Annotated in this window: 18 protein-coding genes, 1 tRNA gene and 4 pseudogenes; 15 read left to right on the top strand and 8 right to left on the bottom strand. The window is 70.8% G+C overall.

Features of this window, described 5'->3' with window-relative positions:
• Positions 1–29 precede the first annotated feature (29 nt).
• The 6 genes and pseudogenes from RMT89_RS05825 to RMT89_RS05850 form a co-directional block, all read left to right on the top strand.
• On the top strand, positions 30–971 hold the full coding sequence (locus RMT89_RS05825; RefSeq protein ID WP_315882823.1) for a sugar phosphate isomerase/epimerase family protein: 942 nt from the start codon (positions 30–32) through the stop codon (positions 969–971).
• Positions 968–1,699 carry an EboA domain-containing protein gene (locus tag RMT89_RS05830; protein ID WP_315882824.1) on the top strand — a complete coding sequence of 244 codons (732 nt, stop codon included), beginning with the start codon at positions 968–970 and terminating at the stop codon, positions 1,697–1,699. Before RMT89_RS05825 ends, RMT89_RS05830 begins: the two co-directional genes overlap by 4 nt.
• Positions 1,699–2,546 (top strand): annotated as a pseudogene (locus RMT89_RS05835) (TatD family hydrolase). Before RMT89_RS05830 ends, RMT89_RS05835 begins: the two are co-directional and overlap by 1 nt.
• Before the next feature lie 3 nt (positions 2,547–2,549).
• On the top strand, positions 2,550–3,707 hold the full coding sequence (gene eboE / locus RMT89_RS05840) for a metabolite traffic protein EboE (protein ID WP_315882825.1): 1,158 nt from the start codon (positions 2,550–2,552) through the stop codon (positions 3,705–3,707).
• Complete coding sequence (locus tag RMT89_RS05845) at positions 3,704–5,086, top strand: alkaline phosphatase family protein (RefSeq protein WP_315882826.1); 1,383 nt, start codon at positions 3,704–3,706, stop codon at positions 5,084–5,086. Before eboE ends, RMT89_RS05845 begins: the two co-directional genes overlap by 4 nt.
• Before the next feature lie 81 nt (positions 5,087–5,167).
• Positions 5,168–5,653: pseudogene (locus tag RMT89_RS05850) on the top strand (sugar phosphate isomerase/epimerase family protein); the annotation flags it as partial.
• 220 nt (positions 5,654–5,873) lie between these two features.
• On the opposite strand, the gene RMT89_RS05855 reads toward RMT89_RS05850, so the two are convergent.
• From RMT89_RS05855 to RMT89_RS05870, 4 genes are all read right to left on the bottom strand, one after another.
• Entirely contained in the window at positions 5,874–7,262 is a 1,389-nt protein-coding gene (locus RMT89_RS05855; RefSeq protein ID WP_315882860.1) for an OFA family MFS transporter, read from the bottom strand.
• Positions 7,263–7,384: 122 nt separating this feature from the next.
• Positions 7,385–9,571, bottom strand: a complete 2,187-nt coding sequence (locus tag RMT89_RS05860; protein ID WP_315882861.1) for an acetate--CoA ligase family protein — start codon at positions 9,569–9,571, stop codon at positions 7,385–7,387.
• A gap of 4 nt (positions 9,572–9,575) precedes the next feature.
• Entirely contained in the window at positions 9,576–10,817 is a 1,242-nt protein-coding gene (frc, locus tag RMT89_RS05865; RefSeq protein ID WP_315882827.1) for a formyl-CoA transferase, read from the bottom strand.
• A 10-nt stretch (positions 10,818–10,827) separates the two neighbouring features.
• The gene (locus RMT89_RS05870) at positions 10,828–12,510 is read right to left on the bottom strand and encodes a thiamine pyrophosphate-binding protein (protein WP_315882828.1); all 1,683 of its coding nucleotides are present in this window, start codon (positions 12,508–12,510) and stop codon (positions 10,828–10,830) included.
• 144 nt (positions 12,511–12,654) lie between these two features.
• On the opposite strand from RMT89_RS05870, the gene sucC reads away from it, so the two are divergent.
• The 6 genes and pseudogenes from sucC to RMT89_RS05900 all read left to right on the top strand — a co-directional run.
• A complete protein-coding gene (gene sucC / locus RMT89_RS05875) occupies positions 12,655–13,785 on the top strand; it encodes an ADP-forming succinate--CoA ligase subunit beta (RefSeq protein ID WP_315882829.1) in 1,131 nt (376 codons plus the stop codon).
• Between the two features lie 14 nt (positions 13,786–13,799).
• A complete protein-coding gene (gene sucD / locus RMT89_RS05880) occupies positions 13,800–14,684 on the top strand; it encodes a succinate--CoA ligase subunit alpha (protein WP_315882830.1) in 885 nt (294 codons plus the stop codon).
• Positions 14,685–14,730: 46 nt separating this feature from the next.
• Positions 14,731–16,272: an aldehyde dehydrogenase family protein gene (locus tag RMT89_RS05885; protein WP_315882831.1), complete on the top strand. Its 1,542-nt coding sequence runs from the start codon at positions 14,731–14,733 to the stop codon at positions 16,270–16,272.
• 94 nt (positions 16,273–16,366) lie between these two features.
• Entirely contained in the window at positions 16,367–16,714 is a 348-nt protein-coding gene (locus RMT89_RS05890; protein WP_315882832.1) for a MarR family winged helix-turn-helix transcriptional regulator, read from the top strand.
• A gap of 184 nt (positions 16,715–16,898) precedes the next feature.
• Positions 16,899–16,983: transfer RNA gene (locus tag RMT89_RS05895), tRNA-Leu, on the top strand.
• 148 nt (positions 16,984–17,131) lie between these two features.
• Positions 17,132–17,629: pseudogene (locus tag RMT89_RS05900) on the top strand (aldo/keto reductase); the annotation flags it as partial.
• A 16-nt stretch (positions 17,630–17,645) separates the two neighbouring features.
• Here the strand turns inward: RMT89_RS05900 and RMT89_RS05905 are convergent.
• The 4 genes from RMT89_RS05905 to RMT89_RS05920 all read right to left on the bottom strand — a co-directional run bounded on the left by RMT89_RS05905 (position 17,646) and on the right by RMT89_RS05920 (position 21,126).
• On the bottom strand, positions 17,646–18,896 hold the full coding sequence (locus RMT89_RS05905; RefSeq protein WP_315882833.1) for a glycosyltransferase family 39 protein: 1,251 nt from the start codon (positions 18,894–18,896) through the stop codon (positions 17,646–17,648).
• Positions 18,893–20,080: a bifunctional glycosyltransferase family 2/GtrA family protein gene (locus tag RMT89_RS05910; protein ID WP_315882834.1), complete on the bottom strand. Its 1,188-nt coding sequence runs from the start codon at positions 20,078–20,080 to the stop codon at positions 18,893–18,895. The genes RMT89_RS05905 and RMT89_RS05910 overlap by 4 nt, the downstream gene beginning before the upstream one ends.
• Positions 20,081–20,159: 79 nt before the next feature.
• Positions 20,160–20,609: a hypothetical protein gene (locus tag RMT89_RS05915; protein WP_315882835.1), complete on the bottom strand. Its 450-nt coding sequence runs from the start codon at positions 20,607–20,609 to the stop codon at positions 20,160–20,162.
• A gap of 10 nt (positions 20,610–20,619) precedes the next feature.
• The gene (locus RMT89_RS05920; protein ID WP_315882862.1) at positions 20,620–21,126 is read right to left on the bottom strand and encodes a SigE family RNA polymerase sigma factor; all 507 of its coding nucleotides are present in this window, start codon (positions 21,124–21,126) and stop codon (positions 20,620–20,622) included.
• Positions 21,127–21,285: 159 nt separating this feature from the next.
• On the opposite strand from RMT89_RS05920, the gene RMT89_RS05925 reads away from it, so the two are divergent.
• The 3 genes and pseudogenes from RMT89_RS05925 to RMT89_RS05935 form a co-directional block, all read left to right on the top strand.
• Complete coding sequence (locus tag RMT89_RS05925; RefSeq protein WP_315882836.1) at positions 21,286–21,822, top strand: GNAT family N-acetyltransferase; 537 nt, start codon at positions 21,286–21,288, stop codon at positions 21,820–21,822.
• A gap of 7 nt (positions 21,823–21,829) precedes the next feature.
• A complete protein-coding gene (locus RMT89_RS05930) occupies positions 21,830–23,317 on the top strand; it encodes an ABC transporter substrate-binding protein (protein WP_315882837.1) in 1,488 nt (495 codons plus the stop codon).
• Positions 23,318–23,320: 3 nt separating this feature from the next.
• Positions 23,321–23,752: pseudogene (locus RMT89_RS05935) on the top strand (ABC transporter permease); the annotation flags it as partial.
• Positions 23,753–23,777 lie beyond the last annotated feature (25 nt).

Genomic DNA, 23,777 nt, shown 5'->3' on the forward strand with positions numbered 1-23,777 from the left:
CGTCGGTTCGTGAGGAAGGTGAGCATCACATGACCTCCGAAGCACGCCACCCCCTCGCCGTCACCTCCCTCCGTTTCGGCTACGGCACCAACGGTCTCGCCGACCTCCGTCTGGACGATGCCCTCTCCCTCCTCGCCGACCTCGGTTACGACGGCGTCGGACTCACCCTCGACCACATGCACCTGGACCCGCTGGCGCCGGGCCTCGCCGCCCGGGTCGGCCGCGTGGCAGATCGTCTGGGCTCCCTCGGGCTGGGCGTCACCGTCGAAACCGGTGCCCGCTATGTGCTTGATCCGCGCCGCAAACACGGCCCCTCCCTGCTCGACCCCGACCCGGACGCCCGTGCCCGCCGCGTCGACCTTCTGATCCGCGCCGTCCGGATCGCCGCCGACCTCGGCGCCCACGCCGTGCACTGCTTCAGCGGCATCGCCCCGGACGTCACCGACCAGGACACCGCCTGGAAACGCTTGACCGAGGCCCTCACGCCCGTCCTGGACGCGGCCACCTGCGCCGGAGTCCCGCTCGCCGTCGAACCCGAACCCGGTCACGTTCTGGCCACCCTCGCCGACTTCCACCGCCTCCGCCGCGTCCTGGGCGACCCGGAGCCCCTCGGTCTCACCCTCGACATAGGCCACTGCCAGTGCCTCGAACCCCTCCCTCCCGCCGACTGCGTTCGCGCCGCCGCGCCTTGGCTGCACCACGTCCAGATCGAGGACATGCGCCGCGGCGTCCATGAACACCTCCCCTTCGGAGACGGCGAGATCGACTTCCCGCCCGTCCTCGCGGCCCTCGCCGCCACCGGCTACCAGGGCCTGACCGTCGTGGAACTGCCCCGCCACTCCCACGCGGGCCCCCAATACGCCGAACTCTCCCTCCCGTTCCTCCGCAACGCCGCCATCGCCGCCGCGGGCCCCACCAGGTCCCCGCATCCCGGCGAGCCCTGCGCCACCCCCGAAGGGAGCACCCCATGACCCACCCCCGCCCCACCACGGGCACACCGGCGGCGGGCAAACAAGGCCCCCAGGGCCCTCCCGCCCCCTCCCTCGCCCTGACCCCACCCCCCACCCTCCACGCCCACCTCACCACCCATCTCGCCGGAGCCGCCCGGGCCTGGCTGGACCAGGCCCTCGACGAGGCCGCCGCCCACCCCGGCACCCACGGACCCATCTCCGTATGGGAGTTGCGCCTGGCCGAGGCCGGCCGCCGCTGTGGCTCCGGGTACGCCGACGCCGCCCGCGTCCTCATCCTGCACGCGGCCCGAGCCGACGCCGACGCCCTCACCCGCGTCTACTCCCAGGGCACCGGCGCCGAACGCCGCGCCGTCCTGCACGCCCTGCCCCATCTCGTGCCGGGCCCGGACGCCCTCCCGCTGGTCGAGGACGCCCTGCGCGCCAACGACACCGGCCTCCTCGCCGCCGCCGTGGGCCCGTACGCCGCCCGGCACCTCGACCCCCACCAGTGGCGGCACGCCGTCCTGAAGTGCCTGTTCACCGGCGTGTCCGTCAGCGCGGTGGCCGACCTGGAACGCCGGGCCCACGCCGACGCCGAGCTCGCCCGCATGCTCGGCGACTACGCCGCCGAACGCACCGCCGCGGGCCGTCCCGTACCCGAGGACCTGTACCGCGTCCTGGCCCTGACCGAATCCGGCTCCACACCCCCACCGCACGGCGACGCCCACCCCCACGGCAAGGAGTCCTGATGCGCATCTTCGACCCCCACATCCATATGACGTCCAGGACCACCGACGACTACGAGGCCATGCACGCCGCAGGTGTCCGCGCCGTCGTCGAGCCCTCCTTCTGGCTGGGCCAGCCCCGCACCTCGCCGGCCACCTTCTTCGACTACTTCGACTCCCTCCTCGGCTGGGAACCCTTCCGCGCCGCCCAGTACGGCATCGCCCACCACTGCACGCTCGCCCTCAACCCCAAGGAGGCGAACGACCCGCGCTGTCTGCCCGTCCTCGACGAACTGCCCCGCTATCTCGTCAAGGACCAGGTCGTCGCCGTCGGCGAGATCGGCTATGACTCGATGACCCCGCCGAGGACACCGCACTCGCCGCCCAGCTCCAGCTCGCCGCCGACCACGAACTGCCCGCGCTCGTGCACACCCCGCACCGCGACAAGGCGGCCGGTCTGCGCCGCACCCTCGACGTCGTCCGGGAGTCCGCACTGCCCCCGGACCGCGTCCTGGTCGACCACCTCAACGAGACCATCGTCAAGGAGGCCAAGGACAGCGGCTGCTGGCTGGGCTTCTCCGTCTCTCCGGACACCAAGATGGACGAGTAACGGATGGTCGCCATCCTCCGCGCCTATGGCCCCGAGCAGGTGCTGGTGAACTCCGCCGCCGACTGGGGACGCAGCGACCCGCTCAAGACCCGCAGGGTCGGCGACCTGATGCTGGCCGAGGGCTTCACCGAGGACGAGGTCGACCGGGTGCTGTGGCGCAACCCCGTCGCCTTCTACGGGCTCAGCGGCCGGCTGGACCTGGACGTCACGGCCACCGACGCCACCCACGAGGGCAACTCCATCCTCCGCGGCGGGGCGTGAGCCATGCGCTTCCGCCACCCCGACGGCTCCACCGTCCACCTCGCCTACTGCACCAACGTCCACCCCGCCGAGACCCTCGACGGCGTCCTCGCCCAGCTCCGGGACCACTGCGAGCCCGTCCGCCGCCGCCTCGGCCGTGACCGCCTCGGCATCGGTCTGTGGCTCGCCCGCGCCGCGGCCCACGCCCTGGTCACCGACCCCTCCGCCCTGCGCGGCCTGCGCTGCGAGCTGGACCGCCGAGGCCTTGAAGTGGTCACCCTCAACGGTTTTCCCTATGAGGGCTTCGGCGCCGAAGAGGTCAAGTACCGCGTCTACCGGCCGGACTGGACCGAACCCGAGCGCCTCGACCACACCACCGCCCTCGCCCGCCTCCTCGCCGGACTGCTCCCCGACGACGTCGACGAGGGCAGCATCTCCACCCTCCCGCTCGCCTGGCGCACCCGGCCCATCGACACGGCCCACACCGCGCTGCGCACCCTCGGCGAACGGCTCGACGCGCTGGAGGAACTCACCGGCCGCTCCATCCGCATGGGTCTGGAACCGGAGCCCGGCTGCGTCATCGAGACCACCGCCGACGCCATCGCACCGCTCACCGCGATCGACCACCCACGCCTTGGCATCTGCGTCGACACCTGCCATCTCGCCACCTCCTTCGAAGATCCGCACATCGCCCTGGACGCCCTTGTCGCGTCCCGCATACCTGTCGTGAAATCCCAGCTCTCGGCAGCACTGCACGCCGAGCATCCCCACCTCCCCGAAGTCCGCGAGGCCCTCGCCGCCTTCGACGAACCCCGCTTCCTGCACCAGACCCGCACCCGAACCGCCGCTGGACTGCGCGGCACCGACGATCTCGGCGAGGCCCTCGGCGGCCAGGCGCTCCCCGACGCGGCGCCCTGGCGCGCCCACTTCCACGTCCCGCTGCACGCGGCCCCCGCCGCGCCCCTCACCTCCACACTCCCGGTTCTGAAGGCCGCCCTGGTCCGGCTCGTCGGCGGCCCGCACCCGCTGGCCCGTCATCTGGAGGTCGAGACCTACACCTGGCAGGCCCTCCCGCCCGAGCTGCGCCCCAGCACCCGGACGCAGCTCGTCGACGGCATCGCCGCCGAACTGACCCTCGCCCGCGACCTGTTGACCGACCTCGGCCTGAAGGAGCTGCCATGAGCGCCCCTCCCACCCCGCTCCTGGTCCTGGACGTCGTCGGCCTCACCCCCCGTCTCCTCGACCACATGCCCCACCTCAAGCGCCTCGCCCAGTCCGGCTCCCGGGCCGTGCTCGGCACCGTCCTGCCCGCCGTGACCTGCGCCGCCCAGTCCACCTTCCTCACCGGCACCCACCCTCGCGAGCACGGCATCGTCGGCAACGGCTGGTACTTCCGCGAACTGGGCGATGTCCTGCTGTGGCGCCAGCACAACGGCCTGGTCGCCGGCGACAAACTCTGGGACGCCGCCCGCCGCGCCCACCCCGGCTACACCGTCGCCAACATCTGCTGGTGGTACGCGATGGGCGCCGACACCGACATCACCGTCACCCCCCGCCCCGTCTATTACGCCGACGGCCGCAAGGAACCCGACTGCTACACCCGGCCGGCCGCCCTGCACGACGAACTCACCGACAAGTTCGGCACCTTCCCCCTCTTCCACTTCTGGGGCCCGGGCGCCAGCATCGTCTCCAGCCGCTGGATCATCGACGCGACCCGCCACATCCTGCGCACCCGGCACCCGGACCTGACACTCTGCTACCTCCCTCACCTCGACTACGACCTGCAGCGCCACGGCCCCGACGACCCGCGTTCCCTGAAAGCGGCCGCCGAACTCGACGCCGTCATCGGCCCGCTGCTCCACGACGCCCGCGCGGAGGGCCGTACCGTCGTCGCCCTGTCCGAGTACGGCATCACCCGCGTCAGCCGCCCCGTCGACATCAACCGCGCCCTGCGCCGGGCCGGACTCCTCGAAGTCCACACCCAGGCCGGCATGGAGTACCTGGACCCGATGGCACCCCGCGCCTTCGCCGTCGCCGACCACCAGATCGCCCATGTCTACGTGCGCCGCCCCGAGGACCTCGACGCGACCCGGGCCGCGCTCGACGGGCTGCCCGGCCTGGGCCAACTCCTCGACGACGAGGGCAAGAAGGCGCACCATCTCGACCATCCGCGCTCCGGCGAACTCGTCGCCGTCGCGGAGCCGGACGCCTGGTTCACGTACTACTACTGGCTCGACGACGCCCACGCACCCGACTTCGCCCAGCTCGTCGAGATCCACCGCAAACCCGGCTACGACCCGGTCGAACTCTTCATGGACCCGCTCGACCCCTACGTCAAGGTCAAGGCCGCCACCGCGCTGGCCCGCAAGAAACTCGGCATGCGCTACCGCATGGCGGTCGTGCCGCTGGATCCCTCACCTATTCGCGGCAGCCACGGCCGCCTCCCCACGAGCGACGACGACGGTCCGCTCCTCATCTGCTCCACCCCCCGTGCTGTCGGCGACCGCATCGCGGCCACCGATGTGAAGTCACTGCTGCTCCAACTCGCCGGCCTTGCCTGAGGGATGAACCTCTCAGGTCCGACTGGTCCCCAGTGAAGCACTCACCACTGACAACGCCCCGTGATCACGAGGAGTTCCAGCATGAGCCGCACCTCTCGGACCGATCCCGGACTCACCCACCGTCTCAGCAGACGCGGCATGCTCGGCGTGGCCTCCGGCGCCACCGCCGCCCTGCTGGGCGCCGCGGCGACCCCCGCCACGGCCGCCACCGACGCCGAGACGTCTGCCGCGGGCCGCGGCCGCCCCGTCCTGCCGCCCGGCCGGCTCGGCATCCAGCTGTACGGCCTGCGCGACAAGGTCTCCACCCTCGGCTTCGCCGCCGTCTTCGCCGAACTGGAGAAGTACGGCTACGACGAGGTCGAGTTCGCCGGCTACAGCCAGGGTTCGGCAGGCCCGATCACCCTCGCCCAGCTCAAGCGGCTGGCCAGGAACCACGGTCTGAACCCCATCGGCAGCCACGTCGGCTACTACTCCAACGACCCGAACGCGTACACCTTCGCCCAGAACCTCACCAAGGTCCTCGACGACGCCCAGGCCCTCGGCCTCAAGCACATCGGCACCGCGTCGCCGAGTCCTTCACCTTCGCCCGGCGGTCCGGCGAGCACCTGCACTCACTGCGCGAGAAGTGCTGACGGCCGTACCCGTATGAGGAGGCCCTCCCCACCGCGGGGAGGGCCTCCTCATACATACGCTCAGGACATTGCTCACGTGGAAGGGCGGTAGGGACGGTGTGCGGCGTCGTGCGGTGCGGACGAGCTGTTGTGCTGCCTACGGATCTGCCGTCATCTCACGCCGTTTCCTCGCCGAGCGGTTGCGGGTTGGGAACGATGCGCTTCTTCTTGGTGTCACGCCCCGGCGGACTGAGGAACAGCGCCACGAAGCCGGCGACGAACGCGATGGAGCCGGCCAGGATGAAGGCGCCGTTGAGACCCCAGGCCCCCACGACGACGGCTCCCATGCCGGAGCCGAGGCCGGAGACCAGTTTGGAGCTGTACACCATGCCGTAATTGGTCGCGTTGTTGTTCTCACCGAAGTAGTCCGCGGTCAGCGCGGCGAACATCGGGAAGATGGCACCGCCGCCGAAGCCGGAGACCGCGGAGAAGAACAGGAACAGCGGCAGGTTCTTGATCTCGGCCGACCAGATGATGCCGAACTGGGCGAGGCCCAGAATGACGCAGACGTACAGCAGGCACTTCTTGCGGCCGTAGAGGTCGGAGAGCCAGCCGATGACGCCGCGCCCGGTGCCGTTGACGACCGCCTTGAGCGACATGGCGGTGGCCACGATTCCGGCGGCGAATCCCGCTTGCTCGCCGATTTCGACCTGGAAGGCGATACCGAAGATGTTCACGCCCGAAGTACAGGCGAGGCAGAACCACATGAGTGCCACTCGGCCGGTCTTCCAGGCCTCCGAGGGGCTGTACTGGTGGACGGCCGGCGGGTTCTTCTCCAGGGAGCGGCGTGCGCGCGGGTCTTCCGGCGGGTTGATCGGGTCGATATGGGCGGGCCACCAGTTCTTCGGCGGGTCCTGGAAGAAGTAGCCGGCGACGGCCACGACGAGCGCGAGGAAGACGCCGACCGAGACCAGGACGACCTTGAAGTTGGAGATGTCCATCATGGTGGTGAACAGGAAGACGAAGGGCACCGAGCCATAGGCGAAGCCGCCGTTGACGAAGCCGGTCTTGCCGCCCTTTCGCTCCGGATACCACTTGCCGACCATGTTGACGCAGGTGGCGTACACCATGCCCGCGCCCATACCGCTGAACATGCCGAAGCCGATGAAGGCGAGCATGACGTGCGGCGCGTAGGCCAGTGACAGATATCCCATCAGCGTGCCCAGCGCGCCCAGCACCATCGCCCAACGCGCGGGCAGCTTGCCGGTCTCCCGCAGCCGCCCCGCAGGGAAAGCCACCGCGGCCTGGAAGAACACCCACACGGTGAGCATCCAGAAGATGCTGCCTTCGGACCAGCCATTTGCCTGGTGAATCGTATCCTCGGCGGACGCGAACGCATATTCCGCGGAGGAGATGCCCATCATGCCCACCCAGGGCAGGATCACCATCCACTTGCGTTTGCGCCCCATGATGTCGATGTCGGACTCGCCCACCCGATAGACGCGTCCGTTCTTGTCGGTCACCTCCCGGTACGCGGCGACCTGAGGAACGTCTGTGGTTGTCACGGCTCGTTGCACCCCTTGCGTCGAAAGTTCTGGCCAGCGCCCCCTGTCCAATGCCTTTCGTGCGCGCACGGGTCCTGGGGCCGGCCGACGCGCACCGTCGGCCGGCCCCCTTCGACCTCACCTCATGAACCGCCCCCCAACAGCCCCGCCGCGCGGGCCCAGCGGTACTTCGCGCCGAGCACGGCCACCGGCTTCTCGGTCGTGTACGGGTACGCCACGACCCCTCGCTCGTACAGGTACTGGCAGGCGTCCTCGACCTCGACGTCGCCCGCGAGCGACGCCACCACCGGCTTCTCGATGCCGCGCTCCCGGAACTCGGCCACCACGCGCGCGGTGAGCTCGGCGAAGACCATGGGGGGAGTGACGATGGTGTGCCAGTAGCCGAGGACCAGCGCGTGGATGCGCGGATCCTCAAGACCGAGCCGGATCGTCGCCTCGTACGTCGACGGCGGCTCGCCCCCGGTGATGTCGACCGGGTTGCCCGCGGCCCCGAAGGGCGGGATGAACTTCCGGAAGGCCTCGTCCAGGTCGGAGGGAATCTCCATCAGGGACAGGCCGTTGTCGGTGACCGCGTCGGACAGCAGCACCCCGCTGCCACCGGCGCCCGTGATGATCACGATGTTGTCGCCCTTGGGGGCGGGCAGCACCGGCAACGCGCGCGCGTACTCCAGCATGTCGTGGAGACCGGGCGCCCGGATGACCCCGGCCTGCCGCAGGATGTCGTCGTACACGGCGTCGTCGCCCGCGAGCGCCCCGGTGTGCGATCCGGCCGCCTTGGCTCCGGCGGCGGTCCGGCCGGCCTTGAGCACCACGACAGGCTTCTTCGGTACGGTCGCCCGTGCGGCCTCCACGAAGGCCCGCCCGTCCTTGAGGTCCTCCAGGTGCATCGCGATGCACTCGGTGTGCGGGTCCTCTCCGAACCAGGTCAGCAGGTCGTCCTCGTCCAGGTCCGACTTGTTGCCGAGACCGACGATCGCCGACACGCCCGTCTTCGTGGTGCGGGCGAAGCCCAGGATGGCCATGCCGATGCCCCCGGACTGGGAGGTCAGCGCCACCCCGCCCTTGACGTCGTACGGCGTGCAGAACGTGGCGCACAGGTCCTGCCACGTCGAGTAGTAGCCGTAGATGTTCGGGCCGAGCAGCCGGACGCCGTGCCGTTCGGCGATGGCCACGATCTCGGCCTGGAGCTCGTGTTCCCCGGTCTCCGCGAATCCGGACGGGATCAGTACGGCGTTGGGGATCTTCTTGCGTCCCGCCTCCTCCAGCGCCGCGGCCACGAACTTGGCGGGGATCGCGAAGACCGCCACATCCACCTCACCGGGAACGTCCGTGACACTCTTGTACGCCTTGCGGCCCAGAATGTCATCGGCCTTGGGGTTCACCGGGTGGATCTCCCCGGCGAAGCCGCCGTCGACGAGGTTGCGCATCACCGAATTGCCGATCTTCCCCTGCTCGTTGGAGGCGCCGATCACGGCGACCGAGGAGGGCTGCATCAGACGGCGCATCGAGGTGAGGATCTCCTCGCGCGTGTACCTCCGGCGGGGCTTCGGCTGTTTCTCCGCGAGGATCACACGGATGTCGGCGGCCACCGCGCTCTCCGGTGTGGCGATCACCGGGTTGAGATCCACCTCGGCGATCTCGGGGAAGTCCGCGACCAGTTGGGACACGCGGCGGATCTGTTCCGCGATCGCCCACCGGTCCACGGCCGCCTGGCCGCGCACGCCGCGCAGGATCTCCGCCGACCGGATCGAGTCCAGCATCGACAGCGCCTCGTCCGCGTCCAGCGGCGCGAGCCGGAAGGTGACGTCCTTGAGGACCTCGACCAGCACCCCGCCGAGCCCGAAGGCGACGACCTTGCCGAACGTGGGATCCGTCACCGCGCCGACGATGACCTCCTGCCCCTTGGGCAGCAGTTCCTGGACCTGGACGCCCTCGATGCGCGCGGACGCGTCGTACGCGCGCGCGTTGTCGATGATGGTGTGGAAAGCGGCCCGTACATCGGCCGCACCCTCCACGCCGACGATCACTCCGCCGGCGTCGGTCTTGTGCAGGATGTCCGGAGAGACGATCTTCATCACCACGGGCCCGGCGAAGCGCGCCGCGTACGCCACCGCCTCCTCGACGTCGGTGGCGAGTTCCTCTCCGGGTACGGCGATCCCGTACGCGTCGGCGATCACCTTGCCCTCGGGCGCGGTCAGCGCGGTGCGTCCCTCGGCCCGCACGGAATCGAGGAGCGTGCGCACCCGGGCCAGGCGCACCGGCCGTACGCGCGCGTCGGGGGCCGCCCTCAGGACCCGGTCTTCGGCCATCACGTCAGATCACTCCGTTCGACTTGAGCAGGCGCAGTTCCTCGTCACCGAGGCCGAGCTCGCCGATGAAGACTTCTTCGTTGTGCTGGCCGAGCAGCGGTGAACTGGTCACGTCCACGGGGGAGTCGGACAGCTTCAGCGGGCTGCCGACGGTCACGAACTCGCCTCGCTCGGGGTGCGGCACGGTGACGACCATCTCGTTGTCGACCAGCGAGGAGTCCTCGATGATCTCCTTGGTGGAGAGGATCGGACCGCACGGGATGTTGTGCGCGTTGAGTTGTTCCAGCACCTCCCACTTGGGCAGGGTCGAGGACCACTCCTCGATCAGCTGGAACATCTTGTTCAGCTTGGGCAGGCGGGCCTCCGGCGTGGCCCACTCGGGGTCCTCGGCGAGTTCGGGCCGGCCGATGAGCTCACTGATCGGCTTCCAGCCGACGGGCTGCACGATGACGTACACGTAGTCGTTCGGGCCGCCCGGCGCGCACTTGACCGCCCAGCCCGGCTGGCCGCCGCCGGAGGCGTTTCCGGAGCGGGGAACCTCCGTGCCGAAGTCCTCGTTGGGATATTCAGCGAGTGGGCCATGGGTCAGGCGCTGCTGGTCGCGCAGCTTCACCCGGCAGAGGTTGAGCACCGCGTGCTGCATGGCCACGTTCACCCGCTGACCACGCCCGGTGGTCTCGCGCTGGAACAGCGCCGCGAGAATCCCGGCCACCGCGTGGACGCCCGTGCCCGAGTCCCCGATCTGGGCCCCGGTCGCCAGCGGCGGCCCGTCCTCGAAGCCGGTGGTCGACATCGACCCGCCCATGGCCTGCGCGACGACCTCGTACGCCTTGAAGTTGGTGTACGGGCCGTCCCCGAACCCCTTGATGGAGGCATAGACGATCCGTGGATTGATCTCCTGGATGCGGTCCCAGGTGAAGCCCATGCGGTCGACCGCGCCCGGACCGAAGTTCTCGACCATGACGTCGGAGCGCCGGATCAGTTCGGTGAGGAGCTCCTTGCCGCGCTCGGTCTTGGTGTTGAGGGTGATGCTCCGCTTGTTGCAGTTGAGCATCGTGAAGTAGAGGGAGTCCACGTCGGGGAGGTCGCGCAGCTGCTTGCGCGTGATGTCCCCGGTCGGCGCCTCCAGCTTGACGACGTCCGCGCCGAGCCAGGCGAGCAGCTGGGTCGCGGAGGGACCGGACTGGACGTGCGTCATGTCCAGGACGCGGATGCCTTCGAGGGCCTTGGTCGGCGTTCCAGTCATGGCAGCCACCTCACTTGTACATGGTCTGGTTCATGGTTCCGGGGGCGTACGCGTCCGGGTCGACCCAGACGTTGATCAGCGAGGGCTTCCCGGACTCGCGGGCGCGCCGGAGTGCGGGGCCGATGTCGGCGGGGTCGCGCACCTCCTCGCCGTAACCGCCCAGCATCTGCGCGAACTTGTCGTAATGGACGTCGCCGAGGGTGTTGCCGACGCGCTCGCGTGCCTCGCCGTACTTGGCCTTCTGGCCGTAACGGATCTGGTTCATCGAGGAGTTGTTGCCGACGATGCCGACGAAGGGGAGGTTGTAGCGGACGAGGGTCTCGAAGTCCCAGCCGGTGAGGGAGAAGGCGCCGTCCCCGAAGAGGGCGACGACCTCCTTGTCCGGGCGGGCCTGCTTGGCCGCGAGGACGAAGGGGACGCCGACGCCGAGGGTGCCGAGCGGGCCCGGGTCCATCCAGTGGCCGGGCGACTTGGGCTGCACGACCTGACCGGAGAAGGTGACGATGTCGCCGCCGTCGCCGATGTATACGGAGTCCTCGGTGAGGAAGTCGTTGATCTCGCTGACCAGCCGGTAGGGGTGGATGGGGGAGGCGTCCGAGCGCAGGTGCGGCAGTCGCTTCTCGATCGCGGTCTGCTCGGCCGAACGCAGCTCGTCCAGCCACTCCTTGCGCTTGGACGCACCGCCGTTGAGGCGTCCGGAGGCGGCCTCGGTCACGGCCTTGAGCACCAGCCCGGCGTCGCCGACGATGCCGAGGTCGATGTCGCGGTTCTTGCCGACGGTCCGGTAGTCGAGGTCGATCTGCACGACGGTGGCGTCCGGCGACAGCCGCTTGCCGTAGCCCATGCGGAAGTCGAAGGGTGTACCGACGATGACGATGACGTCGGCGCCCGAGAAGGCGTACCGGCGCGACAGCTGGAAGTGGTGCGGGTCGCCGGGCGGCAGGGTGCCGCGTCCGGCGCCGTTCATGTAGGCCGGGATGTTGAGGGTGCGGACGAGTTCGATGGCGGCCTCGGTGCCACGGGTCGTCCATACCTGGCTGCCCAGCAGGATCGCGGGCTTCTCGGCGTGCACCAGCAGGTCGGCGAGTTTCTCGATCGCCTCGGGGTCGCCGGCGGAGCGGGTCGAGGCGCGATAGGCGCCGGGCCGGGGCACGCGGGCCTTGGCGGCGGGCACCTTGGCGTCGAGGACGTCCCGCGGGATCTCCAGGAAGGAGGGCCCGGGCGCGCCGTGGTAGCACTCGCGGAACGCCATGGACACCATGTCCGCCGCGCGCGCCGTGTCCGGCACGGCCGCGGCGAACTTGGTGATCGGCGTCATCATGTCGACGTGCGGGAGGTCCTGGAGGGACCCCATCTTGTGCTGGGTGAGCGCCCCCTGGCCGCCGATCAGCAGCATCGGGGACTCGGCGCGGAAGGCGTTGGCGACGCCGGTGACCGCGTCGGTCGTACCGGGACCCGCGGTGACGACGGCGCAGCCGGGCTTGCCGGTGATGCGGGCGTAACCGTCGGCGGCGTGCGCGGCGACCTGCTCGTGACGCACGTCGACGACCTCGATGCCCTCGTCGACGCAGCCGTCGTAGATGTCGATGATGTGGCCGCCGCACAAGGTGTAGATGCGGTCGACCCCCTCGGCCTTCAAGGCCTTGGCTACGAGATGACCACCGGAAATGACGTCCTGGGTGTCGTCGGGCATGGCGAAGTCCTGTCCCTTCGTAGGGGGTTGGAAGGCTCTCGCGGTACATTGCATACAGTCGACGAATACTGTATGAAGCTTGTTATCCCGCATCCGGTGGGTGGTGTCCAGGGGGCGTGCGGCACTTTTGAGTCAGGAGCCGGAATGGACCTGTACGAGCACCAGGCAAGGGAACTCTTCGAGGACCACGGCATCTTGGTGCCGAGAGCCGAGGTCACGGACTCGGCGAAGGAGGCGCGCGAGATCGCTCGCCGGCTCGGCGGACGTGTAGTCGTCAAGGCGCAGGTGAAGACGGGCGGGCGCGGCAAGGCGGGCGGAGTGAAGCTCGCCGCGGACCCGGCCGCCGCCGAACTGACGGCCCGCCAGATCCTAGGTATGGACATCAAGGGCCATCGCGTCGGCAAGGTGATGCTGGCCCAACCCGTGGACATCGAGACGGAGTTCTACGTCTCCTACGTCCTCGACCGCGCCGCCGGCCGCTTCCTCGCCATCGCCTCCGCGGAAGGCGGTATGGAGATCGAGGAGGTCGCCGCCAGGAGGCCGGAGGCCGTGGCCCGCGTCCACATCGACCCGGCCGAGGGCGTCACCTCGGGAAAGGCGAGCGAGATCGCCGGGGCGGCAGGACTCCCGCCCCGGACCGTCGACGTCCTGGTGCGGCTGTGGGAGGTGCTGGTCCGCGAGGACGCCGTGCTCGTCGAGGTCAACCCACTCGTCCGTACGCGGCAGGGGCAGATCCTCGCCCTCGACGGCAAGGTCACCCTCGACGACAACGCAGGTTCCCGGCAGGCGCGTTGGGGCGCCGAGGGCGAGGTGCACGACGGCCCGCTGGAGGCGGCCGCCGCCGCCAAGGGCCTCACCTACGTCAAGCTCGACGGCGAGGTCGGCATCATCGGCAACGGCGCGGGACTCGTGATGTCGACGCTCGACGTGGTCGCCGGCTGTGGTTCCCGCCCCGCCAACTTCCTCGACATCGGCGGCGGAGCCTCGGCCCAGATCATGGCCGACGGTCTGTCCGTGATCCTCTCCGACCCGGCCGTGAAGTCGGTCTTCGTCAACGTCTTCGGTGGCATCACCGCCTGCGACACGGTCGCCGACGGCATCGTCAAGGCCCTGGACGAGGTGCGGTTGACCAAGCCGCTCGTCGTACGGCTCGACGGCAACAACGCGGCGCGCGGCCGCGCCATCCTCGACGAGCACGCCCATCCGCTGGTCGAGCAGGCCACCACCATGGACGGCGCCGCCCGCCGGGCCGCCCAACTCGCCACCTCAGCCTAAGGAGACGGGACACCATGGCGATCTACCTCACCAAGGAGAGCAAGGTCCTCGTCCAGGGCATGACCGGCGGCGAGGGCATGAAGCACACCCGGCGCATGCTCGCGGCCGGCACCGACGTCGTGGGCGGCGTCAACCCCCGCAAGGCGGGCCGCAGCGTGGACTTCGACGACCGGGCCGTCCCCGTCTTCGGCTCGGTGGGCGAGGGCATGGCGGAGACCGGCGCGGACGTCAGCGTCGTCTTCGTGCCGCCCGCCTTCGCCAAGGCGGCCGTCGTGGAGGCCGCCGACGCCGGCATCGGCCTCGCGGTCGTGATCACCGAGGGCATCCCGGTGCACGACTCCGTCGCCTTCACGACGTACGCGAAGGACAAGGGCACCCGTGTCATCGGCCCCAACTGCCCCGGCCTGATCACCCCGGGCCAGTCCAACGCGGGCATCATCCCCGCCGACATCACCAAGCCGGGCCGTATCGGCCTGGTCTCCAAGTCCGGCACGCTCACCTACCAACTCATGTACGAACTCCGTGACATCGGCTTCTCGACCTGCGTGGGCATCGGCGGCGACCCGGTGATCGGGACGACCCACATCGACTGCCTCGCCGCCTTCCAGGACGACCCCGACACCGAAATCGTCGTCCTCATCGGGGAGATCGGCGGCGACGCGGAGGAGCGCGCCGCCACGTACGTCCGCGACCACGTCACCAAGCCCGTCGTCGGCTACATCGCCGGATTCACCGCCCCCGAGGGCAAGACCATGGGCCACGCCGGCGCCATCGTCTCCGGCTCCTCCGGCACGGCGGCGGCGAAGAAGGAGGCGCTGGAGGCGGCCGGGGTCCGGGTGGGGAGCACCCCGACGGAGACCGCGGGACTCGTGCTCGCGCGACTCGAAGAACAGCGGTAAGCCGCGTACCACCGCCCCCGACTGTGCACCGAGAGCGGAGCAACCCATGACAACCACCCTCACCCTCAAATCCGGCACCTCCTGGACCGAGGCCTGGCAGCGGTGTCTCGCCGCCGCCCCCGAGGCCTTCCGGGACGACCGTGTCCTCAACCTCTGGAACGGCGCCTGGCAGGCGGACGGCCGTGCCGTGCCCGGCATCAGCCCCGTCGACGGCAGCCCCGTCGCGGGCCCGCCCCGCCTGGACCGGGCCACCGCCCACCGGGCCGTACGCGCCTCGCTCGACCAGCACCGCGCCTGGCGGCACATCTCCCTCGACGAACGCCGTGCCCGTGTCGCGGCCACCCTCGACGCCCTCACCCAGCACCGCGAACTCCTCGCCCTGCTGCTGGTCTGGGAGATCGGCAAGCCCTGGCGGCTCGCGCAGGCCGACGTCGACCGGGCGATCGACGGCGTGCGCTGGTACGTCGACGGCATCGAGCCGATGCTCGCCGGACGGGCCCCGCTGGACGGCCCGGTTTCCAACATCGCGAGCTGGAACTACCCGATGAGCGTGCTCGTTCACGCAGTACTGGTACAGGCATTGGCGGGCAACGCGGTCATCGCCAAGACCCCGACCGACGGCGGCGTCTCCTGTCTCACCCTGGCCTCGGCGCTCGCCGCCCGCGAAGGGATTCCCGTCACCCTCGTCAGCGGCAGCGGGGGCGAGCTGTCCCAGGCGCTGGTGCGGGCGCCCGAGATCGGCTGCATCTCCTTCGTCGGCGGCCGCGACACCGGCGCCGCGGTGGCCACGGCCGTCGCCGACCTCGGCAAACGACATGTACTCGAACAGGAGGGACTGAACACCTGGGGCATCTGGAACTACACGGACTGGGACGCGCTCACCGCGGTCGTGCCCAAGCTCTTCGACTACGGCAAACAGCGCTGCACGGCGTACCCGCGCTTCGTCGTCCAACGCACGCTGTTCGACGAGTTCCTGGCGGCGTACCTCCCGGCGGTGCGCACGCTCAGGGTCGGCCACCCACTGGCCGTCGAGCACCCCGACGACCCCTGCCCGGCGCTGGACTTCGGTCCGGTGATCAACGCGGCCAAGGCCAAGGAGCTGCACGACCAGGTCGCCGAGGCCGTCGACCGGGGCGCCGTGCCGCTGCACCGCGGCAGTCTGCGCGACGCGCGCTTCCTGCCCGGCCAGGACACGGCGGCCTACGTCCAGCCCGTCACGCTGCTCAACCCGCCGCCGTCCTCACCGCTGCATCACGCGGAGCCGTTCGGCCCGGTCGACACCATCGTCCTGGTCGACACCGAAGCCGAACTGCTGGCCGCCATGAACGCCTCCAACGGCGCCCTGGTCGCCACGCTGTCCACGGACGACCGGTCGGCCTTCGACCGCCTCGCCCCGCAGATCCGCGCCTTCAAGGTCGGCCATGGCACCCCGCGCTCCCGTGGCGACCGCGACGAGCTGTTCGGCGGGTTCGGCGCGTCCTGGCGCGGCGCCTTCGTCGGCGGGGCGCTGCTGGTGCGCGCGGTGACACAAGGGCCGGCGGGGGAGCGGTTGCCGGGGAACTTCCCGGAGTACCACCTCATGCCGTAAGAGCGGGGACGCCGTCGGAGGCGGCCGGAACCCGCGGTGATTCGGGTCGGGTGATGATCGGGTCGGAGCGGAAGCTGATCGCTGCAGTCCGCGCATGGTGAGTGACGAACCTCCCGCGTCCCCCGACCCACACCCCGGCGCTCGCCCGGACACCCGTCTCGGCCACCTCCTCCGGCTGGCGCAGGTCAAGCCGGCCCGTACCTACGCCGCGGCGCCGGCTCCGTACGGGGTGGGCGCGCATGAGCCGGCGGTGCTCGCGGTGCCGTCCAGCGCGCGGCCGCTGTCGCAGGTCGAGGCGGCCGGCCGGCTGAGCGTCGACCGCACCACCATGGTGTCGCTCCTGGACGGACTGGAGGACCACGGCCTGGTGGCGCGGCGGCGCAGCACCCGGGACCGGCGCAAGAACATCGTCGAGCTCACGATCGCGGGGGACACCTGCTGACCTGGGAGGACCAGGCCATGAACACCCCAGGGTGAGCAATCCATCGCTCTTGGTGAAACCTTCCGGAGGAGGCTCCGCTCACGCCCCTCGGCCGACGGATATGCAGGTGAAGGCCACTCCGAAACCTTGGTATTGTTGTCCCTGTCGCCGCGGGGAACACCCCCGTCAAGGCGGCAGACACCTAGTCCGGGTGGCGGAATGGCAGACGCGCTAGCTTGAGGTGCTAGTGCCCTTTATCGGGCGTGGGGGTTCAAGTCCCCCCTCGGACACATTCCCAGCTTGTGCGGGTCGAGGTTCTCCTCGGTCCGCACAAGCTGTTTTTGCGTAGGGGCCTCGTCGCGTCGCCGGACACCGTCGTTCGACTTGGAGAGCACTCCAATTCCTACCGTTCCGGGCAGACGTCTCCGACGAGCCCAGGAGGCCGCCGACTTCCACGGCACCGGGTACAACGACGAACTGATCGGACGGGCCGTCGCCGGACGCCGTGACGAGGTGGTGCTGGCCACGAAGTTCGGGTTCGCCAACCGGCTGGGCCTGCGAGGCATCGCTGCGCCGGCTCGGGGTCGACCACATCGACCTCTACTACCAGCACCGGGTCGACCCCGAAGTGCCGATCGAGGAGACCGTCGGGGCCATGGCCGAGTTGGTGCGCGCCGGGAAGGGCCGGTACCTCGGGCTGTCCGAGGCGAGGGCGGACACCTCCGGCGGGACCACGCCCTCGCCTGGGTGCAGCACCGGGGCGACGACGTCGTGCCGATCCCGGGCACCCGGCGCCAGCGGTACCTGGAGGAGAACCTCGCCGCCCTCGCCGTAGACCTGTCCTCCGAGGATCTGGCTGCCATCGAGGCCGCCGCCCCGCCCGAGCAGATCGCCGGTAACCGCTACGACCCGACCAGCCTGACCTTCCTCAACGGCTGGGCGCGAGCCTTCCCTACGGCACGCCGAGCTCGAAGAGCACGTACCCCGCGTACGACCCGGAGGCCACCGCCGCGATGCCGAGAGGCCAGCACATCATCAGGGGGCTGAGGCGGCGCAGGGCGAGGGCGAGGGGGAGGAAGAGGGGGAACGCGGGAAGGAGGTAGCGGGAGACGTTGGCGAAGATCTGCTGGCTGCCGAGGATCAGGGCCAGGGTGAGCGCCGTGTAGACCACGAGCGGCGCCGGCGGACGGTGGCGGAACAGCAGCCCGAGCATCGTGAAGGCGAGCAGGACCGTGCCGACACCGACGACGTCCGCGAAGGGATAGGCGAACAGGTAGTCGAAACGGCCCACCGGGACGGAGGTGAGGACGTCCAGGGTCTGTTCGCCGTAGTCGAAGGTGTGCGCCCAGGCGCCGTCCTGGAGTTTGAAGTAGCCGCCGTAGTCGCCCATGCGGTGCCCGACCCAGGCCAGGTACCCGAAGAGGCCGAGCGGTGCCATCGCCAGGGCGAGCAGCGGGCGTACGACGCCCTCCTCCCGCCGATGCCGGTGCAGGGCGAGCGCGACGGCGACGCCCAGGGCCGCGATCAGGGCGCCAGCGGTGGGGCGGTTGAGTCCGGCGAGGAACGTGAGGAGACCGGCGGTGAGCCAGTTGCGGCTCAGCATGGCGTGGCAGGCCCAGGCGGCCAGGGCGACGTAGAGGGAGTCGGAGTACACCGCCCACTCCACGCCCGAGCCGGGCCATACGGCCCACAGCCCGGCCGCGGCAAGACCCGCCCGCCGGCCGCCGAACTGTTCGGCGACCGTGTAGATCCCCAGGGCCGCCGCGAAGGACGCGACGACCGAGACAAGCAGTCCGGCGCCGTACGAACCCAGCCCTGTGGCCTCGGAGACCAGGCGCATCAGCGCCGGGTACAGCGGGAAGAAGGCGGCCGAGTTGCCTTCGATCGTGATCATTCCGGTGGCGCCGGGGACCGGCACGAGTGCGGGGTCGTAGCCGTGTTCCGCGACCTGCTGGTACCACCAGCCGTCCCAGGTGGCGAGCACGTCCCAGGGGCGTGCGCCGCCACCGAAGCGGGGGTGCTTCTCGCGGAAGTCGCCCGCGGAGTGCAGCAGATACAGGAAGACGGTGAAGCCGATCAGCTTCAGGGCGCCGTAGAGGGCGAGTACGGGGCCGTAGTGTGCGGCGGCCGCACGCAACGGGTGCGGAGGCCGGACCTCCGTGAGGCGGGCGTTCCAGGTCGGCCGGGTGTCGGTGGCGTTCATCGGGCCCCCTTGCGGAACACCCAGGCGCGGAAGAGCAGGAACCGCAGCAGGGTCGCGGTGAGGTTGGCGGCGACGAGTACGGCCAGTTCCGTGCGCGGAGAGGCGTCGAGTGTCGTGAGGTGGAGCGTGGCCAGCGCTCCGGAGGTGAGCGTCAGGCCCAGGGCGAAGACCAGCAGGCCGCGGGCCTGGTGCCGCAGCGCCCCGTCCCGGCCGCGTAGACCGAAGGCGAACCGCCGGTTGGCGGCCGTGTTGGCCACCGCGCACACCAGGAGCGCGAGCGCGTTGGCGGCCTGCGCTCCGGTCGCCGGGCGCAGGGCGGTGTAGAGCAGCAGGTGGGCGAGGGTGCTGAGGGCGCCGACGAGGGCGAAGCGCAGGAGTTGGGGGAGGAGCCCTGGGCGCGCCGCGTCGGACGGAAGGGTGCCGCGGGCCAGGGCCGTGCCGATGCGGGCGATTCCGCGCAGGTCGGCGAGGGCGGTGGCGAGGATGTCGACGCGGCTGTCCGGGTCGTCCACCCAGTCGACCGGCACCTCGTGGATGCGCAGCCCGGCCCGTTCGGCGATCACCAGCAGCTCGGTGTCGAAGAACCACTCCTCGTCCCGCACCAACGGCACCAACCGCTCGGCGACATCACGCCGTACCGCCTTGAACCCGCACTGCGCGTCGGAGAACCCGACGGCCAGGGTGGAGCGGAGCAGGGTGTTGTAGCCGCGGGAGATGAACTCCCGTTTGGGGCCTCGGATCACACGTGATCCCGGCGCCAGTCTGGTGCCGATGGCGAGGTCGGAGTGGCCGGAGATGAGGGGCGCGACGAGCGGCAGCAGCGCGGCCAGTTCGGTCGACAGATCGACATCGACGTACGCCAGTACTGGCGCCGACGACCGTGACCAGGCCGCCCGCAAGGCCCGGCCGCGCCCCTTCTGCTCCAGCCGCAGCCACTGTGCCTCCGGCAGCTCGCGGGCGAGGCGGGCGGCGATGCGGGGGGTGGCGTCCGTGCTGGCGTTGTCGGCGACGGTGATGCGGAAGGGGTACGGGAAGCCGGCGTGGAGATGGGCATGGAGCCGGCGCACGCTGCGTTCGAGCTCGGCCTCCTCGTTGAAGACGGGCACGACGAGGTCGAGAACGGGGGCGCGGGGGTCGACGTCTATGGGCCGCCGCGTCGCGAGCTGCTCCCGCTGTTTTGTCACTGTTCGTCCTTGTCTGTGCTCTGCCGCCGGGCAGGCCGAAGGCAGCCGGGGCGGGGTGTTCCGGAGGCGCGGGGCCCGGTCAGGGGGTGGTGGTCTCGGGCGGAGTGGTGTTCTCGGGCGGGGGGACCGACTCCGATTCCGATTCCGTGGAGGTGACCGGCGGCGAGGTGGCCACGGAGGTGTCCGTGGGAGTGGACGTAGGGGTGGACATGTCCGTGGACGCGTCGCTGGACGTCGGCGTCGTGCTCGGCTGGTCCGACGTCGGCGTGGGGGAGGGGCCCGGCACCGTGGTGGTCGGCGCGGGAGCCGGGGAGCTGGGCTCGACCTGCTGGGTCCCGCCGGGGCGCAGCAGCAGGGCGAGCGCGAGTACGGCGACCGCGAGCACCGACCCGGCGGCGTTACGGGCGGCACGGAGCCGGCGCCGGGTCCGCACCGCCTCATGGAGCCGGTCCCGGTGCCGGGGCTCGAAGGGGGTGTACTCCTGGGAGGAGCGCATCAACTGCGCCAGCTGCTCTTCGAAGTGGTCCATGGCTCCTCCTTCACCCCACCGGCTCGATGACGTCGGACAGGAGCTGCCGCAGCCGGGCGACTCCGCGGGAGGCGTGCGAGCGGGCGGTGCCCACCGGGCAGCCCAGCACCTCCGCGACCTGCCGATCGGGCAGGTCCTGGTAATAGCGCAGCACCACGGCCGCGCGCTGCTTGGGGGGCAACTGCGCGAGCGCGGTTTCGAGCCGCGACCGCTCGGCGACGACAGCGGACACATCGCCGGGCAGCGCCACCTCCGGCACCTGCTCGACGGGCCGCTCGCCCCACCACCGCCGTCGCGCCGACCGGGCTGCGGCGCGTGCCATGACCTGACGGACGTACGCCTCCGGCGCCTCCTCGCCCACCCTCGCCCAGACGAACCAGAGCTTGACCAAGGACTCCTGCAGCAGATCCTCGGCCCGATGCCGATCCCCTCCGGTGAGCAGGCGTGCGAGATGGAGCAGCCCGGACCACCGGGCCGCCACAAAGCCGTCGAACTCACCGCCCCGAGCCCGCTGCATCCACACGTCCCTGCTGTCGCCAGTCACCTACACCTGTGAGAAGGCCCTGGCACCCCTGTGGCGCTGCACTCGTGACGAGTGATCTGCGCCACACCGCACAGCCGGTGATCACCACGCAGCCGGTGATCACCACGGCGCCTTATTGCATATGATGTGCAAGTGCGTGACTACAACATCAGGGCGGCGGGCCCGGACGACGTCGGTGGTGCCCGGGCCGTGATGCTCGACACCGTCTACCGGGACTTCGGCAGTGGGTATGTGCCCCGCTGGCACGGGGACATCGTCGATCCGGTCGCCGCTTATCTGGTGCCGGTTCGGCACACCCTCCTCGTCGCGCTCGACCCCGAGGACGGAGAGATCGTCGCCACCGCGGCCCTCGACTCCCGGGGCCCCGCTCACACCCCGAACCCGCGCGAGCTCGCCGAGCGGTATCCCTCCGGTGAGACCGCGCAGCTGCGGCGGATCTATGTGCGTGCCGGGCATCGGCGGCGCGGGCTGGTTCGGCGGCTTGTGCGGGAGTTGGTCGCCTTTGCCGCCGCGGACGGGGGGTATCGGGCCGTATGTCTGCACACCGATCCGGCAGTTGAGGGTGCGGAGGCGTTCTGGCGGTCCCTGGGGAAAGTGGTGCATGACGAGCGGGAGGATCCCGGTGCTGGGCAGGGGATCGTTCATTTCGAGATACCGATGGGGCGGTAGAACGACCGTGCGCCGACTGCGTCTGCTTCTGGCCCTCCTGCTCGCTCCCGTGCTCACCGGCTGCTTCGCCTCCTCCGGCAGCGGCTCCTCCGACGATGCCGCCGCCGGCTCCCGGCTGCGTGTCGCGCTCGCCTTTCCGCCTGCCGAGAATCTGTCGCCCTACGGCGCCGACGCCACCATCCTCAGCCGGCTCGGGGTCACCGAAGGGCTGACCTCCCTCGACGCCAACGGGGCCGCCGCTCCCGCGCTGGCCGCCTCCTGGCGGCAGGAGGGCGCGCGCACATGGGTGTTCACGCTGCGCGAGGCCACCTTCCAGGACGGCACCGCCGTCACTCCGGCCGCGGTCGCCGCCTCCCTTGCGCACGCCACCGAGGCCAAGCCCGCGCCCGCCGCCCTGGCCGGCGTCGGACTCACCGCCAAGGCCATCGGCGACACGGACGTACGGATCACCACCGACGATCCCGACCCCGTCCTCCCGCTGCGGCTGTCCAGCCCTTCACTCGCCGTCCTCTCCGCCAAGGCGTACGGCGCCGCGGATCGCGTCGATCTCGTCGGTACCGCCACCGGACCCTTCGAGCTGACCAAGATCATGGGCAGCACCGCCGCCACCCTCGACCGCTACGACGACTACTGGGGCGGTCGTGCCCAGGCGCCCGGGATCGACGTCAAGTTCATCCCGGACGGCACCGCCCGTACCAGCGCGCTGCGCACCGGGCAGATCGACCTCGCCGAGGCCGTGCCCGTCGCCCAGGCCGCCTCGCTCGACCAGGGCGTCCGTGAGGCCACCGCCACCGCACGGACCACCAGCCTGCTGCTCAACTCCCGGTCCGGGCCCTTCAAGGACGCCGCGCTGCGGGCCGCCGCCCGGGGTGCCGTCGACACCTCCGTGCTCGCCGAGGATGTGTACGAGGGGTACGCCGACGCCGGTGCCGGGATCTACGGGCCCGCCGTCACCTGGGCCGAGGGCAAGCGGCAGCGGCCGGTGGGGAGGGCCGGGGCGGCCGGACCGGACGGCACGAAGATCACCCTCGCCACCTACGACAACCGTCCAGAGCTCCCCGAAGTCGCCCAGGTGCTCAAGCAGCAGCTGGAAGAGGCAGGGTTCGACGTCACCCTCGAAGTGCGCGAGTACTCGCGGCTGGAGACCGACGCCCTCGCGGGCACGTTCGACGCCTTCGTCCTCGCCCGCAACACCCTGGTCGACACCGGCGATCCCGTCTCCATCCTCGCCGGCGACTACACCTGCGACGGCGGCTACAACATCGCCCAGCTCTGCGACAAGGACGTCGACCGGGCGGTCGCCAGGGCCGAGGACGCCGTCGGCACCGCCGAGCGGCAGGACGCGGCGATGGCCGCCGAAGCGCAGATCCTCGGCACCGACGCCGTCGTGCCGTTGGTGCATCAGCGGATCATCACCGGCGTCGGCGCCTCGGTGCGCGGCGCGCTGCTCGACCCGTACGAGCGCACGCTCGTCGGCCTCGGCACCCGGCGCTGATCCGTGCGTCGACAGGCAGGCGCCCTCCTGTGGCGGGCCGGGATCGCGGCCGCCCTGGTGTGCGCCATCGGTGTGCTGCCCTGGGTCTCGCACACCGACCCGGCGCTCACCGTGCTCAGGGCACGCTCGGCGGACCGCGATCCCACGCCGGAGGTGCTGGCGGACATCCGGGACCAACTCGGCCTCGAAGCAGGCCCGTTCCAGCTGCTCGGGCAGTGGCTGGGCGGGCTCCGGCGGGGCGGCCTCGGCCGGTCCTGGCTAAGCGGCCGGGAGGTCGCGCCCGAGGTCCTCCAGGCCCTCGGCGTCTCCCTGTCGCTGATGGCGGTCGCCCTCCTCGTCGCCGTCGTCACCGCCGCGCTCATCTGCGCCCGCACCCTCCACCTCGGCGCCCGCCGCCGACCCGCCGGGGGAACCGGCTCCGCCGTCCTCGCCGCAGCGGGCTCCCGGTGGCCGTGCCCTG

The sequence above is a fragment of the Streptomyces sp. P17 genome, from assembly GCF_032436805.1.
Taxonomy (GTDB): domain Bacteria; phylum Actinomycetota; class Actinomycetes; order Streptomycetales; family Streptomycetaceae; genus Streptomyces.

Excerpts from the sequence above, each read along its gene's own strand:
- RMT89_RS05825 (WP_315882823.1), top strand. The coding sequence starts at position 30 with ATGACCTCCGAAGCACGCCACCCCCTCGCCGTCACCTCCCTCCGTTTC.
- RMT89_RS05830 (WP_315882824.1), top strand. The coding sequence starts at position 968 with ATGACCCACCCCCGCCCCACCACGGGCACACCGGCGGCGGGCAAACAA.
- eboE (WP_315882825.1), top strand. The coding sequence starts at position 2,550 with ATGCGCTTCCGCCACCCCGACGGCTCCACCGTCCACCTCGCCTACTGC.
- RMT89_RS05845 (WP_315882826.1), top strand. The coding sequence starts at position 3,704 with ATGAGCGCCCCTCCCACCCCGCTCCTGGTCCTGGACGTCGTCGGCCTC.
- RMT89_RS05860 (WP_315882861.1), bottom strand. The coding sequence starts at position 9,571 with ATGGCCGAAGACCGGGTCCTGAGGGCGGCCCCCGACGCGCGCGTACGG.
- frc (WP_315882827.1), bottom strand. The coding sequence starts at position 10,817 with ATGACTGGAACGCCGACCAAGGCCCTCGAAGGCATCCGCGTCCTGGAC.
- RMT89_RS05870 (WP_315882828.1), bottom strand. The coding sequence starts at position 12,510 with ATGCCCGACGACACCCAGGACGTCATTTCCGGTGGTCATCTCGTAGCC.
- sucC (WP_315882829.1), top strand. The coding sequence starts at position 12,655 with ATGGACCTGTACGAGCACCAGGCAAGGGAACTCTTCGAGGACCACGGC.
- sucD (WP_315882830.1), top strand. The coding sequence starts at position 13,800 with ATGGCGATCTACCTCACCAAGGAGAGCAAGGTCCTCGTCCAGGGCATG.
- RMT89_RS05885 (WP_315882831.1), top strand. The coding sequence starts at position 14,731 with ATGACAACCACCCTCACCCTCAAATCCGGCACCTCCTGGACCGAGGCC.
- RMT89_RS05890 (WP_315882832.1), top strand. The coding sequence starts at position 16,367 with ATGGTGAGTGACGAACCTCCCGCGTCCCCCGACCCACACCCCGGCGCT.
- RMT89_RS05905 (WP_315882833.1), bottom strand. The coding sequence starts at position 18,896 with ATGAACGCCACCGACACCCGGCCGACCTGGAACGCCCGCCTCACGGAG.
- RMT89_RS05915 (WP_315882835.1), bottom strand. The coding sequence starts at position 20,609 with ATGGACCACTTCGAAGAGCAGCTGGCGCAGTTGATGCGCTCCTCCCAG.
- RMT89_RS05920 (WP_315882862.1), bottom strand. The coding sequence starts at position 21,126 with ATGCAGCGGGCTCGGGGCGGTGAGTTCGACGGCTTTGTGGCGGCCCGG.